The following is a 20,874-nucleotide window of genomic DNA, read 5'->3' as shown; positions in this document are numbered from 1 at the left end:
TGCGGGCGCATTCAACGCTTCGTCGCCATCACAGCTCGTCTCGTACTAACCCACATGACCCACGATTGAAGGAGTCGAAATGCACATTCGGGTAATCATCCCGGTCATCGGAGATAATTTGGTTGAGAGCGTGCGCGGAGAAGTCGAACACTGGGCCTCGATCGATACAATGGTCGACGTTGTGTCGCTGTCGAACGGAACCGCCAGTATTGAATCAGAGTACGACGAAGCATTAGCTGGCCCGGGAATTCTAGAACGCATTCATGAGGCTTCCGGCGATGGTGTCGACGGAGTGTTTGTAACCTGCTTCGGCGACCCTGGCGTCCATGCCGCTCGCGAGATTATCGACGCGCCGGTCGTCGGCGGATTCGAACCGGCGATGCTCATGGCGCTCAGCATGGGCGAGAAGGTTGGAATCATCACCGTCCTCCCTAATGTCCTACCAATGCTGCGCTCACTTGGGCGACGTTACTCGCTGGAAAATCGCATTGGCACAATGCGTACCATCGATCTCCCCGTACTGGGTCTCCACGACCGCGAGCTGCTGATCGATCGTCTCGAGGCGCAGGCACTGGACGCCGTAGTCACAGGAGAAGCCGACGTCATCGTGCTTGGATGCACCGGGATGCTGGGTGTTGCCCAGGCTCTACGCGACCGACTTGCCGAACGTGGCTTGTCGGTCCCGGTCGTGGATCCGACAGGCGCCGCCATTGCGTGGTTGGAAGGCTCAGTCCGTTTGGGACTGACTCCCAGCCGAACCACGTACATGGTCCCACCCACCAAAGCGCGTTCGGTGTGATTCCTTGCTTCACTCCTCCGAGTGCGCAGCACGATTCGTGGCTCATCCTCGTCGCCAAGTAGTTGGTTGTTCGCCCCGATTCCATTCAGGCGAGTGCCCGCACTCCTTCGGTAGCGGAGAGAACGTGACGGCAGCTCACGCGAGGCGATACCGGAAGCTCGGTGAAACCAGTCTCGGGGGAATCGGCGGCAGTAACCTCCAAGAATAGGTTGCTGCCGTCGGACACTACGCCGCGGGGCTGTAGGCCGATTAGCCGGGCCACGACGTATGTGGCGCTCAGGCTCGTGACGTCGCGGATGCTGCCCAGTCGCAGAAGTGACCGCGTCTCCGCGATGGCCTCCTGCTCCCCTGCCCGCAGGACCAGGCGCAACCCGGGCGAGACGGCCTGTGCCGCGACTGACACAGCGATGTTGTCCAGGTCGTCCGACCCGACGGCGGCGAGTGCGAGGGCCCGGTGGACACCGAGGCGTTCCAACAATTCTCGGTCGCCACCGTGCCCAACCACGGTTGGGATATTCATCGTTCGGACCAAGCGAAGATTCTTGGCCGCGGGATTGCGCTCGACTCCGACGACAGGGATACCCAAGGCTTGCAACTCTCGGCAGAGCCGCAAACCCACCTGGCCCAACCCGACCACGATGACATGCCCGGTCCGCGGCAGGACCCGCCGGCCGATAAGGGCGACGCGGCGCGGTCCAAGTAGCCTGTCGACGATCCCCGCAGTGAACATCGCCGTAAACACCACGGTGAAGAGCATCGCAAGGGACGCGAACACTGCGTAGGCCGGGCTGTCGTGGGCATCGACACCGGGGCCGACCGTTGTTACCACGCGCACGGCTTCATTGAAGGCGTCGAGCGGCCGCACATGTCGGCCGAGAACGAGCCACGCCCAGTCCGTCATCAGCACAGCTAGCAGTCCCGCGAGCCCGCCAAGCAGCATGCGGGTGCCGAAGTCGTGGGAACGCAGCAGCCCGGTCGCGCCGGTTAGCGCTCGATGCCACCATGCGTTGCGCGGCATATCCACTAGCGCGCTCTCGGGATGGCCGTCGACCATCCGGACCGCGAGCATGTGGGCGCCGTCGTGGCGCGCCGACACGAGCCCGGGCTCCAAGCACGGGCCTGCCAGTGTCGGGGCGGCGAGGTCGGCCGGCGACGTCACGTCACATTGCGGGAGCAACTCGGATAGTTGATCCGCGACGGTACGGTCGAAGATCGACACCACCAATGGAATAGTCGCGGAAATATGTGCAGCAGCCAGTGCGTACCGCAGAGCCACGACGTCGTCACGCACGAGCACTGCCATGCCACTTGGCTGGTCGGCCATCGCTTGCCGCAGTTCGTCGTCGTCGGGTGCAATGAGATGGCGGACCCGAAAGTCCCTTTCACGCAATGACGCACACACGCGTCGGGCCACGGTCGTTTCGCCGATGACAAGGTACGAGTCGGTCACAGGTAGTCCTTTTGCCGGGTGGAGTCCGCCATGACGAAGGTTTATGCGCTGGCGAGATCAGGAAGCGTACCGGAGATCATCAATCGATGCCCGGTCCGAATTGCATTACTGCGCCACTACTGCTCGGTAGGGCGGAGTTAGTGTAACTTGTTATGTCAGTGGCTGATACGAGTGGCTAGCCGACGCCGGTCCGGAACTGCCACCAGTCGACACGCACACTGAAACGGATCGTGTTCGGGCTCCGGTGTCCCGGTCGCGGCCACAATGCATGTGCAGGCAGTCTGCACAACGACGTTGCAACCCTTCACTGGTTCAGCCGAGCCATTATGTTTGATACCTCACCGCGGGAGGGCCATCGGCATTCTGCCCACAGCGGCGTAGATCTCGTTGCATGCTTCCCGCGCGCTGCGGGCGGTGATCATCCGGTGCCACCTCGATGAAGTAGGTGTGAGCAATCCGTGCGTCAATCACAGATCGATGCACCCGAGAAATGGAGTACGTACGATGTCAATGACTGATCTGTCCGAGGTCGACCACCGCGTGTCGGAGCTGATGCCCCGCGCACGGGCGGACCTTGCCGCACTGGTGCGATTCAAGTCTGTCTCCGATACGGCCATGGGATCGGTACAAGAATGCCGATCGGCAGCCGAGTGGGTTCGGAAGGCGTTCGAGGACAGCGGAATTTGCAATACCCGACTCGTTGAGACCGAGGACGGCTCCTATGCCGTCCTCGGTCATCAGCCGGCACCGGAGGGTGCCCCGACGGTGTTGTTGTATACGCACTACGACGTACAACCGCCCGGAAATCGTTTGGATTGGACGTCCGACCCATACGAACTTGTCGATCGGGACGGCCGGTGGTACGGCCGCGGATCCGCGGATTGTAAGGGCAATATCGTCGCTGCGTTGACGGCACTGCGAACCTTCGAGGACGGCGGCTTCCCGGTAGGGGTAAAAGTCGTGTGTGAAGGTTCGGAAGAGACGGCGGCGGGGGGCCTCGAAGCGCTCGTGCGTTCGGAGCCCGAATTGTTTGCAGCAGAGGCAATCCTCATCATGGATGTGGGGAATCAGCGCGTCGGTACACCGACACTGACCACTAGTCTGCGCGGCATCGTCAACCTGGTGGCTCGAGTCGACACAATGGTGCGCCCAGTGCATTCCGGAATGTACGGAGGAGCTGCACCTGATGCACTCGCAGCACTGATCTCGATGCTGGCGTCGCTGCGTGATGATGCCGGCGATACCACTATCCATGGTCTTGACTACTCCGCTCAGTGGCATGGCGCCGATTACAGAGAAGACGCCTTTCGCCGCGACGCAGGAATCCTCGAGGGCGTCCAAGTTCTCGGATCTGGTTCTGTGGCGGACGCATTGTGGGCGCGACCGTCGGTGTCGGTGGTGGGCATCGACTGCCCACCAGTAGCGGGTGCTGTAGGTGCGGTCAGTCATACCGCATCGGCCCGGCTGAGTTTGCGGATTCCTCCAGGTCTTGGAAGTGACGAAGCACTGCGGGCCCTCACCGAGCACCTGCAACTTGCGGTTCCGTGGTCAGCGCACTTGACGATCGAACCAGCGTCCGTGGGGGAGGCCTTCACCTCCTCGACCGGTGGCCCGGCTTATCAGGCCCTCATCGCCGCCATGAGCGAGTCCTACGGCAGCCGGGCCGCCGAGACCGGACAGGGTGGAGGTATCCCCTTGTGTGCCGCCCTTCGTGCCGCTGCACCCGATGCGGAGATAGCGCTGCTGGGCGTCGAAGAGCCGTTGTGTGCGATTCACTCGCCTAATGAGAGCGTCGCGCCGGAGGAAATCGAGAGACTAGCGGCGACAGTGGCCCGCTTTCTGCGATTCTTCGGCCGGTGACGGCTCCCCATGGGTGACAGCCGGGTGGGCGTCGGTCGCTGGACCGACGCCCACCCGGCTGTAGATCGCGGAGGGCGATGCGCGATCAGGCGGTGGTCTCAACCGGACGGAAGTCTGTGTCGTATCCGAATGCCCGCGGTCCGGTCAGTGCCAGACCGGCATCGGTGCGCCAACGGTGATCACAGGGAATCCCGAGAACACTGAGGCGGTAACCGAATTTCACCTCTTCAGCGGTGATCGGCTGCCCGGAATCGGTGGTCATCAGCATGATGAGATCAGGCACGGTAGCGACGATCTCGCCGTCGCGCTGGGCAACGATGTTCTCGTTCTGGAATCGGACGGTCATCTCGTGTCCGTCCCAGTCGCCGATGCCCTGCAGATCGACCGAGCCCAGAGTCCATCCGTCGGTATTGCTTCGATTGACCGCTGTGACTTTACCTTCGAAGAGGGTTCGGCCGCCGCGGTACGCCACGACCGCGTCGGCGGGCGAGCGGTGTTCCGCCCGGGCGGTGCGCACGAGGCGGCCAAGCTCCTCGGCAAGGGTGATTACACCAGGAATGAGCCACGCCTTCGCCTGTGCGCCGGTCATCGGGTAGAGCGCAATCATGTTGCAACATCCTGATGCGACAGTGGCCGCGCGCATTAGGGTCTCGGACCACTGATTCGTTCTAGTAGTCAACACCATTGCGTTGCCGTGTTCATCTGCCATCGACAGCGGTGTTGCGGCGCCACCGTGCAGGGTTGGGGTGACGTGTTCGAGAGAAGGAAACGCGCGCCCCATGCCGTCGGCATCGACGATGGGCAGACCTGCAGAGAGTGCGCTGAAGGGAACAAGGGCGTTGACCCCACCAGCCTCGATCGGCGCAATATGGGTGAAGGGACGACCAAGATACGTTTCGAGAGCGCGCAACGCGCTTACAGCTTCGGTCACACGAGGAAGCTTCTCGATGAGAACGCCGGGTGCTCCCATTACCGCGACGAAACAAAGTTGGGCGTCGTCGTCCAGACTGTCCAATTCCACGAGGGGGGCGTTGCCGTGGGTGCGGATCTGTTCACGCGCAAGCAGGGTTCCCACGTATGGGTCGCCGCCGCCGCCTGCTCCGAGAATGGTAGCGCCGAGGGCAATGTCGTCGAGTGCAGCTTCGTCGATGTACCTCACAGCAAGGCTCCTTCCAAAATCATGTCACCAACTGCGCGCACACGCACACGCGTGGCGATTCCTTCAGGCAGGTGTGACAGGGGGATGTCTTCTTCGTCGACGATGCGTACTGTTTTCGGGTCGGCGCCGGCGGCGACCGCTCGCTCACGGGCATCTGATCGAGCCCGCTCGAGGACATCGTCACGAGTGGTGCTGGCCAGGGAGTCGATACGGTCGACTTCGCCTCCGGCCATCGCAAGTGCGGCTCCTACCGCGTTTGCTGATCCTGGCTGGTCTGGAACGTGCACGTCGTCATCAACGAGCGGTGCAATGAGTGGGGCGCCGCCGCCGACGACGGCGATGACGACGCGGCCCGATGAGAGCTTGGTTTGTTCGATCGAGGCGTTGACCCGCTCGCGCACGTCTGTGAGCGCGCGGTCCACAAGATCACGCGGTACGTTCCGAACGGCGTCGACGTTGCCGATCTGCACAAATCCGGCAGCGACGACCAGGTCGGTGAGTGTCAGGGTGTTTCCGCCGAAAACGAGAGCCTCACTGGTCAGCCGATAGCCGACGGACGCAGGCCCTACCTTTCCCGTCGTCGTATCGACGACGCTGCCGCCTCCGATGCCTAGCGAGACCACGTCCGGCATCCTGAAGTTGCTTCGTACACCGCCGAGGTCGACCGAGACGGTTGATTCTCGGGGAAACCCGCCTTGTAGAAGGCCGATATCGGTCGTGGTTCCACCGACGTCCACCACTACAGCCGCGTCGAGCTCGCCGAGTTCGCACAGGGCGGAAGCGCCTCTCATCGAGTTCGTTGGCCCCGAGCCGATCGCAAAAATGGGGTGTTCTTGAACCTGTCTCAGTGTCATCAGTGTTCCGTCATTGCTGGTGACATATACCGGCGCCGTCACTGACAACCCGGCCAGGACGTCGGTGAATGCTGCAATCACTGACTCCGCAAGTGGACGCAGGCTCTCGTTCAGAACCGTTGCATTCTCGCGTCCGAGGATACCTACTCGACCGATCTGGTGAGAGAGCGAGACTGACAACTCCGGGAGCATTTCCTCGAGGATTGCGGCGACACGCTCCTCGTCCTCATCGTTCAGGGGTGAGAACGTGCCAGTAACAGCGACGTGGTTGATTTCCTTCTCTGCGAGCCCACGCGCGATGCCGCGGACAGCATCCTCATCGAGGGTGTCGAGCCGCCGCCCATCGAACTGTGTGCCACCGCGGACGATGTAGATCCCTCCGTTGCACGCCGCGCCCAGAATCTCGGGCCAGTCGGTAAGCGGCACAATCGTCTGCGGAGGTGTGGCAATTCGGATGCACGCCGTTCGCGCGAGATTCCTGGCCTGTGTCACGGCGTTGATGAAGTGGGTTGTACCAATCACCACAGCATCGATGACGGCCTCCGGATTCGACGCCAGCACCTTCTCGATGCCCTCGCGAATACCTGACGTGACATCTGAACTCGTCGGCGACTTGTCTTTTGCGACGATGTCGGAGCCGTTCAGCAGGACAACGTCGGTGTTGGTGCCTCCGACGTCGATTCCGAGTCTCATAGGGTGTGCTCCTCTGTGTCGATTGCGGACTACTCCTCCGCTCCCTGCGGATGCTGAGGGTTCCGAACTTGGGCCATGCGCCCTCAAACTGTGTTCTACCCAACACAACGCAACAATGGGCGAATCGCTGTATTCTTGGCTTACTGTTGGGCGATCTAGCCATCCCGTCGATTTTTTCCTCATGGTGGACTGCTCAAGGGGCGGACATGGATCTGCTCAGCGGAGGCAGGGTGCTTGTGTGCAGGATTCGTAGCGAGGATGTCGAAGATCTGGCCTCCGGCGCCACCGTTCTGGGCGCGGGGGGTGGGGGTGACACGTGGGTGACCGGGGCAATGCTGTTCGAGGCCATCGGGCGGTTCGGCCCGATCGAGCTTATCGGCCCCACACAGATCGGACGCGACGAGTTGGTGCTGACAATTGGAATGGTTGGCGCCCCAGCGGCGATTCTCGAGCAGTTCCCCGGACCGGCAGAAGTAGAGCGGGCTATCCGTGCTCTCGAGCGCATCCTCGGGCAACCCTGCAGTGCGATCATGCCTCTCGAAATGGGCGGGACGAATGCCCTATTTCCGTTGGCCGCTTCTGCTTGGTTGGGCATTCCGTGCGTCGACGCGGATGCCATGCGCCGCGCCTTCCCTCACGTTGACATGACGTTGCTGGCCCTGGAGGGCATCGACGCGGGTCCCGCGGCCTTCACGGGATGCCCCGGGACCGATGTGGTGGTGCGAGCGCCGACCAATCAGGGGATCGAGGTTATGGCCCGAGCCTGCATCCGAGAGATGGGATTAGTGGCTGTGATGGCGGCCTACCCGATGACGGGCACTCAATGCCGTAAGGCATCCGCGCATGGATCAGTTACCTATTGCCTCGAGCTGGGAAGAAAACTGGCCGCCGCTGCGCCGGACCATCCTCACGCTCTGGATGATTTCCTGACCTTCGTACACGGAAGGTCACTGTTCGAAGGCGTCGTTGTTCACGTCAACAGACCGGTCGCCGGTGTGCCGGGCAGCCGCGGCACAGTAGTTCTCGAACACCTCGCAAACCCCGACCGATTACTGCGAGTGGAGTTTCAAACAGAAAATATCGTCGCACTCGAAGAGGGACGGGCCGTTGTAACCACGCCGGATCTGATCGTTGCCCTCCACCTCGAAACCAACCAGCCGATCTCTACCGAGGCCATCTCACCTGGTCACCGCGCGCGCATTATCGGGATTCCGGCACACCCGAGATGGACCACCACGGACGGGATTAGTCTCGCAGGGCCGAGAAGCTACGGATACGATTTGGACTACACCAGTTTCGAGCAGACCTGTGAGTAGCCACCGCCTCGGCATCGACATCGCCGAATCCACTTTGAGCGCAGCGCTTCTGAACGAATCATTGCGCGTCGAGATGTCTACTGTGGTGCCCCGAACCACTTCGACCACCGCGGGGTTGGAGGACCTCCTCGACCAGGTCCTCGCCGATGTCGACCCCTCCCAACTTGCGTATGTCGCGTTTGTCACCACGGCCGGCCGGGAGGCACTCGAACGCCAGGATCTGGCCGGTGTCGGTGCGCTGCGGATCTCCGCCCCGGCCAGCGTGTCTGTCTCACCCATGTCTACGTGGCCCCCCGAGCTTGCTGGCATCGTCGCCCGAGAAGTGAGCATTGTGCGCGGTGGCCACGATTACAATGGTCTCCCTCTCGCCGACCTCGACACCGAGGCAGTCCGCGTCTTCGCGGAAAAATGCCGCGACTCCGCCGAGACCATCGCCATCACCGGGCTGAGCTCTACGGTGAACCCGGAACATGAACTCCGCGCAGCCGGCATCGTGCAGGCAGTGCTCGGACGTGGAACGCCGATGACGTTGGCCCACGAAACAGGTGGAATCGGTCTGCTCGAACGCGAGAACGCCACCATTCTCAATGCCGCTCTCATTCGATCGTTCGCTCGCGCGCTGCGTGCCCGCAACGACATGCTCAGCCGACGAGACTCGACCAGCCAAATCTATGTCGCCCAGAACGACGGAACGCTACTGAGCGAAGGAGAAGCGGCGCGCCGGCCGATCCTCACTATCGAAAGTACAATCTCCCACGCAATGCGTGGAGCCGCTCACCTGTGCGGAGAACTGAATGCTGTTGTCGCGTACGCACAACCGGAAGCCATTACATTCGGAACTCTCATCGATGGTTATCCGCAAGAGTCGTCGTTTCCAACCGACATCGCTTCCATTCGGACCCGCAACCGCATGCCCGATTTGATTACCGTCGCACTACCCGAACCCCTAGATCCAGCTCGGCCGATCCTGTCGGCACGTGACCGCCAGCGATGCGCGGTCGCCGTGCGACGAATGGCCGGAACTCATCATGACCTGCCGCTGATCGCAGCCGGACGAATCGCTGAGGCACTGAAGCAGCTCCCCGATGATCCCGCACATCAGCTGATCGTCGTCGATCACGCTGGCGCCGTCGCCGCCGTGGGCGCAGCCGTCGCGGATGTGTCCGGAAGCGTCGACCGTACCTTCGACTATGAGCGCCGCTCGCGTGAAGAGTCCCTAGCATCGACCGTCGAAGCTGCCCGGATGGCGGCAGTACGCGCCGGCGCCGACATCCGCCATATCCGTGTCGATGACATTCGAGAGACACCGCTGGGCTACTCACCGGGCCGGGGTGCCCGCGTCCGAGTTCGCGCGGTCGGACCCGTCCTCAATCCACTGAGTACGTGAACGCCCACCTATAACAAATATAAGAGATTGGAACATGACCGATGTCTCCCACCGTCGCACAATTACTCGCGAGTGGCGTGCTCAACGAGACAGAAGTCGTGGGTGGCCGGCACGGCCTCGGTCGGCGAGTCAGATCGGTAAGCGCCTGCACAACGCTGTCCCGCTTGTCTTCCCTTGCCCCAGACACTGTGGCGGTTTTCGGGCCAGAGGACTCGAACATCGAGGATCTCGACGCTGAAACTGCGATCCGAATCGCCACCGGTGTGGGTCTTGTTGGCCTCATTTTCATCAGCGAGGCACCCAGGCATGCGCTAGTGACAACCCGACGGCTGGCTGACAAGCTCGGCATCCCGGTTGTCGTTGGCAAATCGCTGTCGGTAGGCGACGTGGTGGAGCGGCTCGACTACATGGCACGCTTTCCTGAACTCGGAATTGCTCGGGCTCTGCAGGAGTTCATTCGTCGACTCCCACTCGTAGGGCATTCCCCGGAACGGCTCCTAGGCGCACTCTCTGACCAGCTCTCCTGCACGGTCTCCGTTGTCGATGCTTATGGCAGCCACGTTCGTGGCAGCACAGAAACTGGCGTAACGTCACCTCAGATCTTGGATCATCTGCAAAGCCCCCGGCCCTCGGGCCGCTCTATGGAAGGTCCAGGCGGAGCGACATTTGTCGTAGAACCTGTGGCCATATCCCGTGACGGACCAGCCAATCTTTGGCTTATTGCCACCCTTACAGCGAGCACGGAGGAGCGGATCGATCTTGCCCGGCACCTTCTGGCGGTCTCCGCATGGCCACTCGCAACGGAGCTGCTTCAACGTTCCCTGACAGCCGAGCGTGAAGGTCGCCAACGTTCGATGCTTCTGACTGAGGTCGTCGAGCACTCCTCTGCCCCACCTCGGCAAACTGTGGAACGAGCCACCGCGCTAGGTTGGCGTCTGTCCGGATGGCATACCGCGATCTCGATCGCCAGTCGAGACAGTGGCGCCGACGCGCGGGGCAACCTCGCCGCCAGGGTCATCGAGGACGGACTCAAACTTCACGGACTCGTCGCCGATCTCGTTGAACGGCCCGAAGGATGGGTCTTCTGGACAACAACTGAAGTAGAGCCGATGGCCGAAGACAGTGGAAAAATCGTACGCCGCGTGCGAGATGCACTCGAGTGGGTTGCCAGCGAGGTTCCGTCCGCTTCACTGGCCGCTGGAGTTGGCTTGCCGTTCGAAGGTGCAGACGGAATCCGCGCATCAATCCAAGAGGCCGAGTCCGCGTGCCTTCTGGCCCGGACCCGATCAGACACTGTTGCAGTCGAGCACAGCGACGCTACCAGCGTCCGACGCCTACTCATCGGCTACTACTCCAACCGACCGTTACGCGATGTCGCTACCCATTTAATGGCCCCCCTACATAAAGCCGACACAAGCGGCGAACTGGCACGCACACTGACGGCTTTCCTCGACAACAACTCTTCTGCGACAGCAACAGCGAAAGTTCTCGACGTCCATCGAAACACCGTCCTCAACCGCCTCGATAAGATCACGGCCCTACTCGAGCTCGACTTCTCCGATCCTGAGGATCGGTTAGCCGCCCAACTCGCAGTCCACCTCGCCGAACTCGATTGAAGGGGAGGGTCACGCACCCATTGTCACCGGTCGGGATGACGACCTGCCCGCCCGAGCCGGCGAAGGTCACCGACCGCACCACCGGAAGACTGCGCCCCTCATCACTGCCCAGCGAAACCCGCCGTTCGGGTCGCGGCGAAGGAATCACAAATGACACCGACGCACCGGGACCCGTAGGACTGTACACAGTTCTCGGTGGCGAAGAACCCGTCCAACTGTTCGGCGAAGTACTGTACACCGTGTCGTTGCGTTCCGGCTCGCCGTGCACCAGCACATCGAGCCCGAGTTCCTCCTGCAACGCAACAACATCCGCGACCTCCGACCCCATCCGCTTCAGGTACTCGGCGTCATCGATCTTCCCCTTCCACAGTGCCGCCCGGCCGACCCGGATCACCGTGGTCTGCGGGTAGGAGCCGATCGTCATGGTCGGCAACAGCGGCAACTCCAGCCCGGACTGAGCGCGGCGGCGCTGATCCGCCGGGGAACGGCCGGGATCCGAGGCGAGAATCGACTCCAGCCGGGCCCGGATGGTGCCATCGCGCAGCCGCGGGTCGGTGGCGCGAGTCGACGCATCGAGCGCGCGGCCCACGACCACCTCAAGCGCGGCGCCCGCAACGACGACCGCCGCCCTGCCGGTGACCACGACGTCGGCCATCGTTCCGCCGGTCGCCCCGGTCGCGCCCACGACAACGGTGGCCGTTGCTCCCCCGCCCGCCCCCGCCGCGATTCCGGCCAACCCCCCGGCGCCGACCCACACCGCCCCGCAATCGTCGGTCAGCTACGCGTCCTGCGCCGACGCAAAAGCGGCCGGCGCCGCGCCGATCTACCAAGGCGAACCCGGCTACTCGACGAAACTCGACCGGGACAAGGACGGTATCGCCTGCGACAAGTGATGCGCCCGGAACATCGTCGACGCCACGCTGTAGTCGACGGTGCGGGTCACAGGGGGCACAGGGTTTGCCGGGTTCGGTTCCAGAACGGAAACAGCTCGGGGCTGCCGGCGTCCGGGTGTTGCCGTTGCGCCTGCTCGACGAATTCGAGGACCGTCTTTCCGGTGGTGTGGGACAGGGCGCAGGCGTCCAGACTCAGCCTCGCCGACGCCACGAACCCGATCCGCGCGGCGTACGGGCCCAGGACCCCGGAATCGACGAACGGAGCGAGGCCTGTCCCCCACCGGTTGAAGGCGGACTGCAACCCGAAATCACAGGACTGTCCGAAGAGTTCACTGCACGTCGTCGGCCGGCCGTGGACCATGACCGCGGTATCGGGCAGCGGGCGCGGCGGCTCGGGCGAATCCGGTCGCGACGCGACCGCCCACACCACGAGCACCGCGGCACCGACGACCAGGCACACCAGCACCGCTCTCAGGACCTGCTTCATCGCTCACTCACCTCGTCACACACCTTCATTGCACCACTCCCGCCCTCCGTGCGGCCTGAAACACCGGTGGACGGCAACGAGAAGGACAGAACGGGAACGCCGTCGTAGGTCAGCGGCGAGGGGTCTGCGCTCCCAACGCGGGCCGCTCCTCGCGTGACGCACTGCACGGTGTGCTCGGTAGCCGTGGGCGCGTGCACCCCGACCGGTACCGGTGACACCCGACCCGTCCTGTCTGCTGATGCATGGGCCGCCGGTGCCACTCGAACCACCGACCACATCCGTGATGTGATTGACGCCGAGCTCCGATGTGACGGCTCATGTCGGTCCACGGTGCCGGCGGTAGAGGGCCCCGCCGGCACGGAATGGAGGACCGAGATGACCGAAGTCGACTACATCGACGTGGTCGGAGCGCAGTCCGTGCTCGAGGTGGCCGAAGTGGTCGCCGCGGTGCTCGGGGCCCGGATGGAGATGGGCGGCGAACCCGGCCGCATCGTGATCACCGGAGCACCCGACCCCGATCTTCGGGTTGTCATCGGGCTCGCGATCAACGACCGTGGGCTGCCCGAAAGGTGGACCCGGCGAATCACCATCACCCACGAACGTAGTAGCGACGAACGCTGCCGCTGGGCACAGCACCTACACCGCGCCCTCACCGAACGCCGCGACTGGACACTCACCGTTATCCCCGGCGGCCCACCGAACCCACACACCCCACCCTCATCGAACACCCCGGGGAGATGACCCGCCCCGCGAAAAGACACAGGCCAAAACCCCGACGCCGCCACCTCCTGCACGCGGGGGATCCAGGGTCAAGACGGCCAGCAACGCCGCCGAAGCCCGCGCCAGCACCCCAGTCAATGCCGCCCGGGAGGCCCTGTTCACCGACATCCTCACCGACGCGCACTCCCGCCAGCCCGCCATCTCGGTTTCGACCCCGCAGAAAGGAAACTCCGATCGCGTTCGCCTCCGGACCATTCGGGAAGTCCGATCGCGAGCTGATCGTGACCGGGATCAGCCGGCACGTTTCGACGGCGATGCGGGCGACCTCGAGCCGCAGCGGCGGCGTGAAGGTGCGGGCGGAGTCGGATTCGGTTGCCCGCCGTAGTCACACGGGTGGGCCAGGACGAGCCGGGTTTCGACTTGTTCGGTGCGGAGGAAAGCACCGCGACCAGGCCGTTCTTGGGCACTGGGCGACCGCGCCCGGTCATGCCGGAGTTTCCGAGGAAGGCGCGTTTGCCGACCTTGGCGCGTTCGATACGCAGTGACCCGCCGCCGAGTGTACGGCCTCCGTTTCCCCGACCGGTCAGGAGGATCGGCGCAGCTCACAGGCACACAGGAATTCTTCGAACGTTCATTTCGGCACCGATCCCTCCGTCTGCCGCTACCGTCGCCCGCCCCGCATCCGGAACAGGTTGCGCAAGTGATGATTCGGTGCCATCACGGTATCCTGCGCCCCGAACGATGGATTCGAATCGGAACGGGCGCCGAACCCGGGCCGAGCGCACACTGACATGGTGGAGACAACGACCGGCCGTATCGAAAACCAACGGATGCTGGAGTTCGCCCGACGCTGGCATCCGTTGGGCGGCGGACCGGCCGAGGACATCATGACCGAGTTCGGTCTCGCGCCGACCTCGTTCTTCCAACGACTCCTCGACATCGTCTCGGCCGACAACGCACTCGACCTCGCCGAACGCACAACGCTGTTGCGGGTATGCCGACGCCGGATGTGGGTCGGCCAATGACACCAGCAAATCCGTTGCGCCCATAGAACTACAGGCACGGGTATTACGGCACTCTGACCCGACTGTCCCGACGAACAGGTACGTCGTGCAAGGAGCTGAGGCCCCGCCCACGGCGGGGCATCGACGATGGACACAGGGGGCCGTACATCTGCAGGGTCTCCAAGATCCTGCCCGCTCCGTCGGGAAGCGGTCCATGGCTTCCATGACGTGTCTATTCGCCGTCGGACCAGCTGACGTGCTGGGTCAGACTCTCGATACGCCAGCCATCCGATGTGCGGAGCATGTGGTTGGTGTACGAGCCGCGCAGCAGGAAGAACCCGCCCTCGGAGCCCTCGCGGTAGTGCTGCGCGTACATAGACGAGTAGCAGAGCGCCCGGTCGGAGTCGTGTTCGTCGAACTCGATGACGTGGTTGGTGCTGAGGTGCTGAGTTGCCGTGTAACCGCCGAGCGCCCCGCGAACAATGCCGACCAAGTCGTCGCGGGCGAAATCGGCTGCCGGCATCCCGTTCTCGGAGTAGTCGGCGTGCACCGGATCGGTGAAGCAGTCGGCGAACATCTCCCAGTCGGCACGGTCCACGGCCATCGCGTATTTGATGACCCGCTCGCTGATGAGGGCGCGGTCTTCGAGCTGGCGAATTCGTGATTCGAGGTCGGTGGTCATGGGACGTCCCTCCAAAGGATCACGCCAATTTTCTTCCAAGACCCCAACCGTACGACTCGAGGACGACTTCGATGGTCGCCCGGCTAGCATCACCACGCCGGCGAAGACGCCCACGCGTTGCGCACAAATCCTGATCGAGATGAACAACGCCAACGGCACCCCCCACAGCCTGGCCGAATTCGCGGTCCACACCGGCCACCCGATGGACACCCTCAACAACCGCGGACTTCCGGTGACCGGGCCCTCCACCCTCGACGCCGGACGCCGCATCGGGACGCTGACGCTCACTGGGACCGCGGCCGGGATCCTCGCCAGCCGTAGCGCCGTCCTCGTCAACCGCATGAACACCCTGACTCGACCTACCACAGCCACACTCGCTGCCAAGCTCGGCGCCAGCATCACCAACAAGGTCACCACACAGACCGATCTGCTCATCCTCGGATCCCGCCCCGGCACGACCGCCGACACCGTGAGGCTCAACGCTGCCCGTCGCGCACGGGCCGACGGACGACGAATCGACGTCCTCACCGAACTCGAATTCCTCAAGATCGCGTCAACGCTCTGAAACTGGGTGGACTGGTGCTCTTCGACAACGCCACTGGGAACACGGACGCCGAAGTGGCCGCGGCCACCGTGAGAGCGGCGTGTGATCGAGGTGATGACGTCAGTGAATCCGCGCGAGCTGGGGAGCGTAACGGGTCGATTGAACCAATCTTCCAGCGCGGCCGGTTTACGAAAGCGCTGGTTGTGCGCGCTCTCCACCTCGTCAGTGGTGACGGGGTAGAGGGCGCGGCACCCACTCAAGCGGCTTCTTATTCGAAGGTTTCGAAGCCTCCGGCGGTAGCGCGGCGGAACAGCTCGAGTTGCACCACCGTCATGCTCTCTCGGTTGCGCGCCGTCGTGGCGAGGGCTTGGGCGTTGCGGGCGCACTTCGACATCGGGTCGTCGTCGTAGCAGTCGTCGATCGCGGCGGGCGGGGTGAACCGTCCACCGAGCGAGGCAGGGTCGGCGTGCCATGCGAGGCGGCCGTCCCACCAGCGTGACAAGGCCTGCTCATGCGCAGTGTCGCGGGGTACTTCGACTCCGATGACCCGCAGCGAGGTGTAGTTGGCGCGGACGAGTTCCTCGTACACCTTCGGGCCCTGTCCCGGCCAGCGGAGGGTTCCCTCGATCAGCACGTTCTCGCCGCGGTCCAGGCACAGTCGGCGGATCTGATCGATCAGGGCGGTGGATTCGTCGTGGACCAAAGCGGCCAGCTCCCGCGGTGCCAGCGGGGCTCCATCGGCCAGTTCGGTACCGAGCAGTTCCGCATAGTCCCCGTCGCGGAGTGCTTGTTCGATCAGGTGATCCTTGACCACGTCGGCGTCGAGGCTGCGGTACCCGTCCAGGTCGGGGATGTGGTCGCGCAGCAGGGTGCTCTTCCCGGCTCCGGGTGCGCCGGCGGTGAGGATCGCCGAGCGTCCCTCCCGCAGTGGGGTTTCCCGTGCCAGATACCGGTCGATGACGGTGCGGCGGAACCGCAGCCGGCCCGGTGACGCCGCGAACCGAACCATTGTGCTGGTGTCGGACTTGGTATGCAGCGGGCCACCGGGTACGGACATGGCGGTGAGCTGCGCGGCGACCTTGCCGCGCAGCGGATCCGGGGATTTCACGCAGACCGTGCCGCCTGTTCGAGGGCGTCCTTGTTTCGTTCCATCAGCCGCCCGATCTCGTCGTCGGTGAGCAGTCCGCGGTAGTAGGCGCGTTCGATCTCGTCCCAGCTGCCGGTCTCGTACGCATCCGCCGAGACGCCGCCGCTGACCGGGACCCGGCCGAAGGTGAAGTGCCAGTCCAGCAGAACCTGCATCATCTCGGTATCGCTGATCTGGCCGGCGGTGCGGCGGTCGATGACCTCGGTCGGGGTCTGATCGAGGAGGGCCGGGTTCTCCAGCACGGTGCGCAGCATGCGATGAATCGTAGGTTGCGAGATTCCGATGTGCTCATGGATGACCCGTTGGGTGATGTTGGCGGCGTTCGCCTCGGCCACCGCCCGCAGGACGTCGAGGTCGGCGACCCGGCGCCGGGCGGCCGCAGCATCGAGTGCGGCGACAGCCTTGTGGTCGATGGTGTCCACGACAAGCACCTCCTCGTCTGATTCATAATGAATCATCCCACTACAGGGTACCCACACCACCCGACACCGTCCACCCATCACCGATCTCACCGGACCTCGACGCTTTCTGGTCCGTCCCCCTTCGATACGCCCATACATCAACCGCTCGGCCGCCGAGTCGGTCACCGGGATGTCGACCCCGACCCCGCAATCCTCTGACACGGACCTGCCGGCTCGATGCCGGTTCGGGCGCCTTGATCATGGCACCGAGGAGAAATTACTTAGCAAAAAGAGTTAGCACTCTCCTGATCTGAGTGCTAAATTCTGATGGGGTCCAGGTCACAAGCTGGAGACCCCCGACCGAGTCGCGGCGATCTGACCACTGACGCTGCCTCGACAACCGCCGCGCAAGTTCGTGGACCGAACAGTCCCGAAGACGCCTCCGGTCCTGCAACGCCGACACGTCCGCCGGCTCGACTCGTCGACCGTACGAAGGAGGATCATGACCGCCGCCGTCCCCCGCATCCCCCGCGCCGACAACCGCATGTGTTCCTCCGCCGACGGCACCGGCAACGAGAACCGGAAGCGGCATGGTTCCCGGTTGCCCGCCCTGTCGATCACCCTCGGCGCGCTGTCCGTGGCGACGTTCTGGATGGTCGGACTCGGCTTCCTCTTGGGCGTGGCCGCAGTGGTCTGCGGCGCCGTCGCCACGTCGCGGTCCGCGGTGGCCGACGACGAGGCGGCATCTTTGCGTGCCCTACTGGGCGTCGTTGCCGGCGCCGCGGGGATTACCGTCTCCGCGATCGCCCTGTTCCCCATGCTGGCGCAGGTGTGAACCGCGCACGGAGCCGCTGCATTTCACCGGGACAGTTCGTCATCGATCGATTCCTCGCCAGCGACAACACCTGCCCACTCTGCCGGGCCGGCGCCCACGCCAACCCATCCGAGGAGCCGGTGCCGAACCAGTGCTCGGGTTGCCGTCACCCTCCGAGGTACTTAATACGAACACAGACGATTCGCGTGTGGCAAATGCTCAAACAAGTCCGAGCAGAAAGTCTTCATGCATGAAACAAGTGAGCGAGCCCCGCTTTCCAGTCCTGCCGGAGGCGAAGAACGGCGCCACGTCGCAACCAACTTGATACAGGTATTGCCGTCGGTCACACGCCAGCGTAGCGAGTAAGGAGACATGGAGCGTTCTCGGCAGCACATCCACAAGGAGCCGCGGGCACTGCGCCCGGTTTCAGCGCAGGTCTCCGGTGTGCGCGCAGACCAGGGGTTTTGCTCGCTGCCATGGCGGTGGCACCGTGCTCCAACCGATCTGAAACGCCCATACCTGCGGGGTCGCCGGCACTCGTGGCACACATCGGCCACGTGAGGGTTCGATCCGTGTCGTTTAACTCGCCATCGGCGCGGGGCCCGTTCGCCATGCCCGCGACTGGACGACCCAGCCACCGTCAGCCCAGCAGCGTGACCCTTCTAGTCCGCCTACAAACTATCGAGTCTCGAAATCACCTTCACCCAGCGCTTGCGTACGCAGATACTCTGTGTTCGTATTATATCTGACCCGGAATGCCTGGCGCAGCGTTCGAGTGACTTTTCGCCGGTCCGCCGGTGCACAAACATCCAGGCTTCAGAAGACGACGAAGGAGAACGCAGCCGTGCCCGAGTTACCCGCGGCCCAGTTCTACCGAACCTCGGTGGCCCACATCGCATATCGAGACCTGGGGTCGGGTCCAACCCTGCTCCTACTTCATGGAGCAGCTCCAGGAGAAACGGGATGGGACAGCTTTGCTGCCAGTATCGAAGTTCTGCGGACTAGGTTCAGAGTAATCGTTCCGGACCAACCCGGCTTCGGACAGTCATCTCTCGTTGAGGACAACGGACTTCCTTACAACGCCATCTCCGCGAAGGCAATGGCCGAGCTCCTCAGGCATCTCGGTACGGGGAGGGTGCACGTGTCGGGGAACTCTCTGGGTGGGGGTGTCGCGCTGCGATTGGCGCTCGAGTATCCGGGTCTCGTAGACCGCATCATCCTCGTAGCTCCCTTCGTTCGCGGATTCTGCCCGCGATTTCTTGCACCCCCCTCGGAGGGGGCTGCGCTTCTCAACGACTACTTTCCCGGCCCCTCACCAGACAAGATGCGACACTTGCTCAGCCGGCTGGTGGGGGACGTGAGCACCCTTCCCGACCTCGACGCAGCGGTCGTGTCGCGGTACGAAGACACGCTGAGGTCCGAAATCGAGTCGGCATACCAGCGCCTTGCCAGCGGCGGCTGGGTGGAGGACTACGAGCGCCGAACCCCAGCTCAGTGGATCAGCACCATAGACAATCTGACACTCGTCCTGTGGGGGCGCGACGACAGATTCTGTCCCACCGACGATGCGTTTCATTACTTGTCCGCGCTTCGCCGGTCCGAACTTCTGGTCTTTCCGGAAACCGGCCACTGGCTACAGCATGAACGAAGTACGGAATTCGCCAGCTACGTGACTGCCTTTCTCACCCGATAGCGCCAATTACACCCAACACCACATGTGCCGCTTCGAAGGATGCAAAGAAACAACATGACCAGTTCAGGTATGTCTCCGATCCCGCTCGCGAACTCGAGACAGTCGGCTCGGTCGGACGGCGGACATGCGGAAATTGCAACTCTCGGAAGCGCTGCTCCCGAACACTCTGCGGGACTGCCGACCGTCGTCGTCGTCGACGCGGGCGGGACGATCACAGCCACGACGCCGGACCGCATCAGCTACCTCAGTTATTCGCAGTCTCTCTCAGGCGGGATTACGGACCTTCTGATACGGATGTACCCGGAGCTCGGTCGTGTGGCCAAGGTGTCGGTAGTTTCGACAGACATCTCCGGCCTTTCGTCCGATTCGACTACCGAGAGCAGGCATCAGTTATCGCAGACGGTAGACGCCTGCCTGGCGCTCTCCGACGTGGTTGGCGTCGTCGTCACTGGCGGCACAAACATCCTGGAAGAAGACGCCTACTTCCTCGATCTCACCATCCGAAGCGAGAAACCCGTCGTCGTCACCGGCGCCATGCACCAGAGCGGAACGTTCACCGAAGACGGAATGACGAACCTGTTCAGCGCTATCCGCCTAGCGGCAAGCGAAAGGACGACCTCTTTCGGCACCGTGATTCTCATGAACGATCAGATCTTCGCCGCTCGCGAGGTGACCAAAACGGACGGATATCGCCTCGACGCCTTTGCTGCCGGCAGCTATGGGGCAGTAGGCGTCGTGAACGCGGATCGAATCCGACTGATTCGCGCGCCGGCTCGAGTCACACTTCACGGAACAGCCTCCTGGAAGACTCCTTTCGACCTTTCCAGGAAGACCGCGGCCGAACTCGTACGTGTCGAGATCGTGAGCGGCTACCTCGACGCTTCGGCGGTCCCGATTCAGGCGCTTGCCGCCGCTGGAATCAAGGGCATCGTCACCGCGGGGCACGGACCCGGCAGCATGTCGGTTGCTCAGGGGGCAGCGATGGCCGCAGCTATAGCCGACGGAGTGCTTTTCGTCTCCGCGACCCGAACCGGCGGCGAAGGCAGATACGACGACGGATCGCCCGGAATCATCGGCGCCGCAGACCTGACGCCTCAAAAGGCGCGGCTCCTGCTTCAGCTTTGCATGAGCTTCAGCGAAGAAGAAACTCAAGTTCGGGACTGGTTCAAGTCGATAGGAGACCCGCAGTTCGGCTTACGACCTAAAACTTGGCGACGGTGACATCGCAGTCGTAACGCGGTCCGCGATCTGGCCGCACCACCAGGGTGCCGTAGTTGTTGATTTCTGGAGCTGTGAGCTGCGTTTTCAGGTTCCCAGGATCAGGTCGACCGCGTGAACAGGGTTGGCGGCGAGTC

19 protein-coding genes and 3 pseudogenes are annotated in these 20,874 nt (G+C 63.3%); 13 read left to right on the top strand and 9 right to left on the bottom strand.

The window, feature by feature from the left end; all coding sequences use genetic code 11:
* Window positions 1-79 precede the first annotated feature (79 nt).
* A complete protein-coding gene (locus tag ACFVJ3_RS43060) occupies window positions 80-799 on the top strand; it encodes an aspartate/glutamate racemase family protein (protein WP_378457880.1) in 720 nt (239 codons plus the stop codon).
* Between the two features lie 85 nt (window positions 800-884).
* Here the strand turns inward: ACFVJ3_RS43060 and ACFVJ3_RS43055 are convergent, their stop codons facing one another.
* On the bottom strand, window positions 885-2,249 hold the full coding sequence (locus tag ACFVJ3_RS43055; protein WP_378457879.1) for a potassium channel family protein: 1,365 nt from the start codon (window positions 2,247-2,249) through the stop codon (window positions 885-887).
* Window positions 2,250-2,753: 504 nt separating this feature from the next.
* On the opposite strand from ACFVJ3_RS43055, the gene ACFVJ3_RS43050 reads away from it, so the two are divergent.
* A complete protein-coding gene (locus tag ACFVJ3_RS43050) occupies window positions 2,754-4,109 on the top strand; it encodes a dipeptidase (RefSeq protein WP_378457890.1) in 1,356 nt (451 codons plus the stop codon).
* An 85-nt stretch (window positions 4,110-4,194) separates the two neighbouring features.
* Here ACFVJ3_RS43050 and ACFVJ3_RS43045 read toward each other — a convergent pair whose 3' ends face one another.
* Both ACFVJ3_RS43045 and ACFVJ3_RS43040 read right to left on the bottom strand, forming a co-directional pair.
* Window positions 4,195-5,268 carry a DUF917 domain-containing protein gene (locus ACFVJ3_RS43045; protein ID WP_378457878.1) on the bottom strand — a complete coding sequence of 358 codons (1,074 nt, stop codon included), beginning with the start codon at window positions 5,266-5,268 and terminating at the stop codon, window positions 4,195-4,197.
* Window positions 5,265-6,815 (bottom strand): hydantoinase/oxoprolinase N-terminal domain-containing protein, encoded by a 1,551-nt coding sequence (locus tag ACFVJ3_RS43040; protein WP_378457877.1) that lies wholly within the window; start codon window positions 6,813-6,815, stop codon window positions 5,265-5,267. The genes ACFVJ3_RS43045 and ACFVJ3_RS43040 overlap by 4 nt, the downstream gene beginning before the upstream one ends.
* A gap of 206 nt (window positions 6,816-7,021) precedes the next feature.
* Between ACFVJ3_RS43040 and ACFVJ3_RS43035 the strand changes: the two genes are divergently transcribed.
* The 4 genes and pseudogenes from ACFVJ3_RS43035 (at window position 7,022) to ACFVJ3_RS43020 (ending at window position 11,134) form a co-directional block, all read left to right on the top strand.
* On the top strand, window positions 7,022-8,131 hold the full coding sequence (locus ACFVJ3_RS43035; RefSeq protein WP_378457876.1) for a DUF917 domain-containing protein: 1,110 nt from the start codon (window positions 7,022-7,024) through the stop codon (window positions 8,129-8,131).
* Between the two features lie 73 nt (window positions 8,132-8,204).
* Window positions 8,205-8,624: pseudogene (locus ACFVJ3_RS43030) on the top strand (hydantoinase/oxoprolinase N-terminal domain-containing protein); the annotation flags it as partial.
* Between the two features lie 30 nt (window positions 8,625-8,654).
* Window positions 8,655-9,518: a hydantoinase/oxoprolinase family protein gene (locus ACFVJ3_RS43025; RefSeq protein ID WP_378457891.1), complete on the top strand. Its 864-nt coding sequence runs from the start codon at window positions 8,655-8,657 to the stop codon at window positions 9,516-9,518.
* Between the two features lie 41 nt (window positions 9,519-9,559).
* Entirely contained in the window at window positions 9,560-11,134 is a 1,575-nt protein-coding gene (locus ACFVJ3_RS43020; RefSeq protein ID WP_378457875.1) for a PucR family transcriptional regulator, read from the top strand.
* 158 nt (window positions 11,135-11,292) lie between these two features.
* Here the strand turns inward: ACFVJ3_RS43020 and ACFVJ3_RS43015 are convergent.
* Window positions 11,293-11,783, bottom strand: a pseudogene (locus ACFVJ3_RS43015) (5-methyltetrahydropteroyltriglutamate--homocysteine S-methyltransferase); the annotation flags it as partial.
* On the opposite strand from ACFVJ3_RS43015, the gene ACFVJ3_RS43010 reads away from it, so the two are divergent.
* The gene (locus tag ACFVJ3_RS43010) at window positions 11,665-12,027 is read left to right on the top strand and encodes an excalibur calcium-binding domain-containing protein (RefSeq protein ID WP_378457889.1); all 363 of its coding nucleotides are present in this window, start codon (window positions 11,665-11,667) and stop codon (window positions 12,025-12,027) included. The pseudogene ACFVJ3_RS43015 and the gene ACFVJ3_RS43010 sit on opposite strands and share 119 nt — an antisense overlap.
* A 46-nt stretch (window positions 12,028-12,073) precedes the next feature.
* On the opposite strand, the gene ACFVJ3_RS43005 is transcribed toward ACFVJ3_RS43010, so the two are convergent.
* Window positions 12,074-12,514, bottom strand: coding sequence for a hypothetical protein (locus ACFVJ3_RS43005; RefSeq protein ID WP_378457874.1), 441 nt, complete (start codon window positions 12,512-12,514; stop codon window positions 12,074-12,076).
* A gap of 375 nt (window positions 12,515-12,889) precedes the next feature.
* Between ACFVJ3_RS43005 and ACFVJ3_RS43000 the strand changes: the two genes are divergently transcribed.
* Complete coding sequence (locus tag ACFVJ3_RS43000) at window positions 12,890-13,255, top strand: hypothetical protein (protein ID WP_378457873.1); 366 nt, start codon at window positions 12,890-12,892, stop codon at window positions 13,253-13,255.
* A gap of 253 nt (window positions 13,256-13,508) precedes the next feature.
* Here ACFVJ3_RS43000 and ACFVJ3_RS42995 read toward each other — a convergent pair.
* Window positions 13,509-13,791: pseudogene (locus ACFVJ3_RS42995) on the bottom strand (hypothetical protein); the annotation flags it as partial.
* A 237-nt stretch (window positions 13,792-14,028) separates the two neighbouring features.
* Here ACFVJ3_RS42995 and ACFVJ3_RS42990 point away from each other — a divergent pair.
* A complete protein-coding gene (locus ACFVJ3_RS42990) occupies window positions 14,029-14,259 on the top strand; it encodes a DUF3263 domain-containing protein (protein ID WP_378457872.1) in 231 nt (76 codons plus the stop codon).
* 211 nt (window positions 14,260-14,470) lie between these two features.
* Here ACFVJ3_RS42990 and ACFVJ3_RS42985 read toward each other — a convergent pair whose 3' ends face one another.
* Window positions 14,471-14,920, bottom strand: coding sequence for a nuclear transport factor 2 family protein (locus ACFVJ3_RS42985; protein ID WP_378457871.1), 450 nt, complete (start codon window positions 14,918-14,920; stop codon window positions 14,471-14,473).
* 139 nt (window positions 14,921-15,059) lie between these two features.
* On the opposite strand from ACFVJ3_RS42985, the gene ACFVJ3_RS42980 reads away from it, so the two are divergent.
* A complete protein-coding gene (locus ACFVJ3_RS42980) occupies window positions 15,060-15,485 on the top strand; it encodes a hypothetical protein (RefSeq protein WP_378457870.1) in 426 nt (141 codons plus the stop codon).
* 247 nt (window positions 15,486-15,732) lie between these two features.
* Here the strand turns inward: ACFVJ3_RS42980 and ACFVJ3_RS42975 are convergent, their stop codons facing one another.
* Together ACFVJ3_RS42975 and ACFVJ3_RS42970 are read right to left on the bottom strand one after the other, a co-directional pair.
* Window positions 15,733-16,572, bottom strand: a complete 840-nt coding sequence (locus tag ACFVJ3_RS42975; RefSeq protein ID WP_378457869.1) for a zeta toxin family protein — start codon at window positions 16,570-16,572, stop codon at window positions 15,733-15,735.
* Window positions 16,569-17,033: a helix-turn-helix domain-containing protein gene (locus ACFVJ3_RS42970; protein WP_378457868.1), complete on the bottom strand. Its 465-nt coding sequence runs from the start codon at window positions 17,031-17,033 to the stop codon at window positions 16,569-16,571. Before ACFVJ3_RS42970 ends, ACFVJ3_RS42975 begins: the two co-directional genes overlap by 4 nt.
* 481 nt (window positions 17,034-17,514) lie before the next feature.
* Here ACFVJ3_RS42970 and ACFVJ3_RS42965 point away from each other — a divergent pair, with 481 nt between their 5' ends.
* The 3 genes from ACFVJ3_RS42965 (at window position 17,515) to ACFVJ3_RS42955 (ending at window position 20,740) form a co-directional block, all read left to right on the top strand.
* Window positions 17,515-17,847 (top strand): hypothetical protein, encoded by a 333-nt coding sequence (locus ACFVJ3_RS42965; protein WP_378457867.1) that lies wholly within the window; start codon window positions 17,515-17,517, stop codon window positions 17,845-17,847.
* A gap of 823 nt (window positions 17,848-18,670) precedes the next feature.
* The gene (locus tag ACFVJ3_RS42960; RefSeq protein WP_378457866.1) at window positions 18,671-19,519 is read left to right on the top strand and encodes an alpha/beta fold hydrolase; all 849 of its coding nucleotides are present in this window, start codon (window positions 18,671-18,673) and stop codon (window positions 19,517-19,519) included.
* A 54-nt stretch (window positions 19,520-19,573) separates the two neighbouring features.
* Entirely contained in the window at window positions 19,574-20,740 is a 1,167-nt protein-coding gene (locus ACFVJ3_RS42955; RefSeq protein WP_378457865.1) for an asparaginase domain-containing protein, read from the top strand.
* Window positions 20,741-20,874: the final 134 nt, after the last annotated feature.

It is taken from the genome of Rhodococcus sp. NPDC127593 (genome assembly GCF_042671975.1).
GTDB lineage: Bacteria > Actinomycetota > Actinomycetes > Mycobacteriales > Mycobacteriaceae > Rhodococcus_F.
Note: the sequence above shows the minus strand (reverse complement) of the source record. Positions and strands in the feature narration are given on the sequence as shown.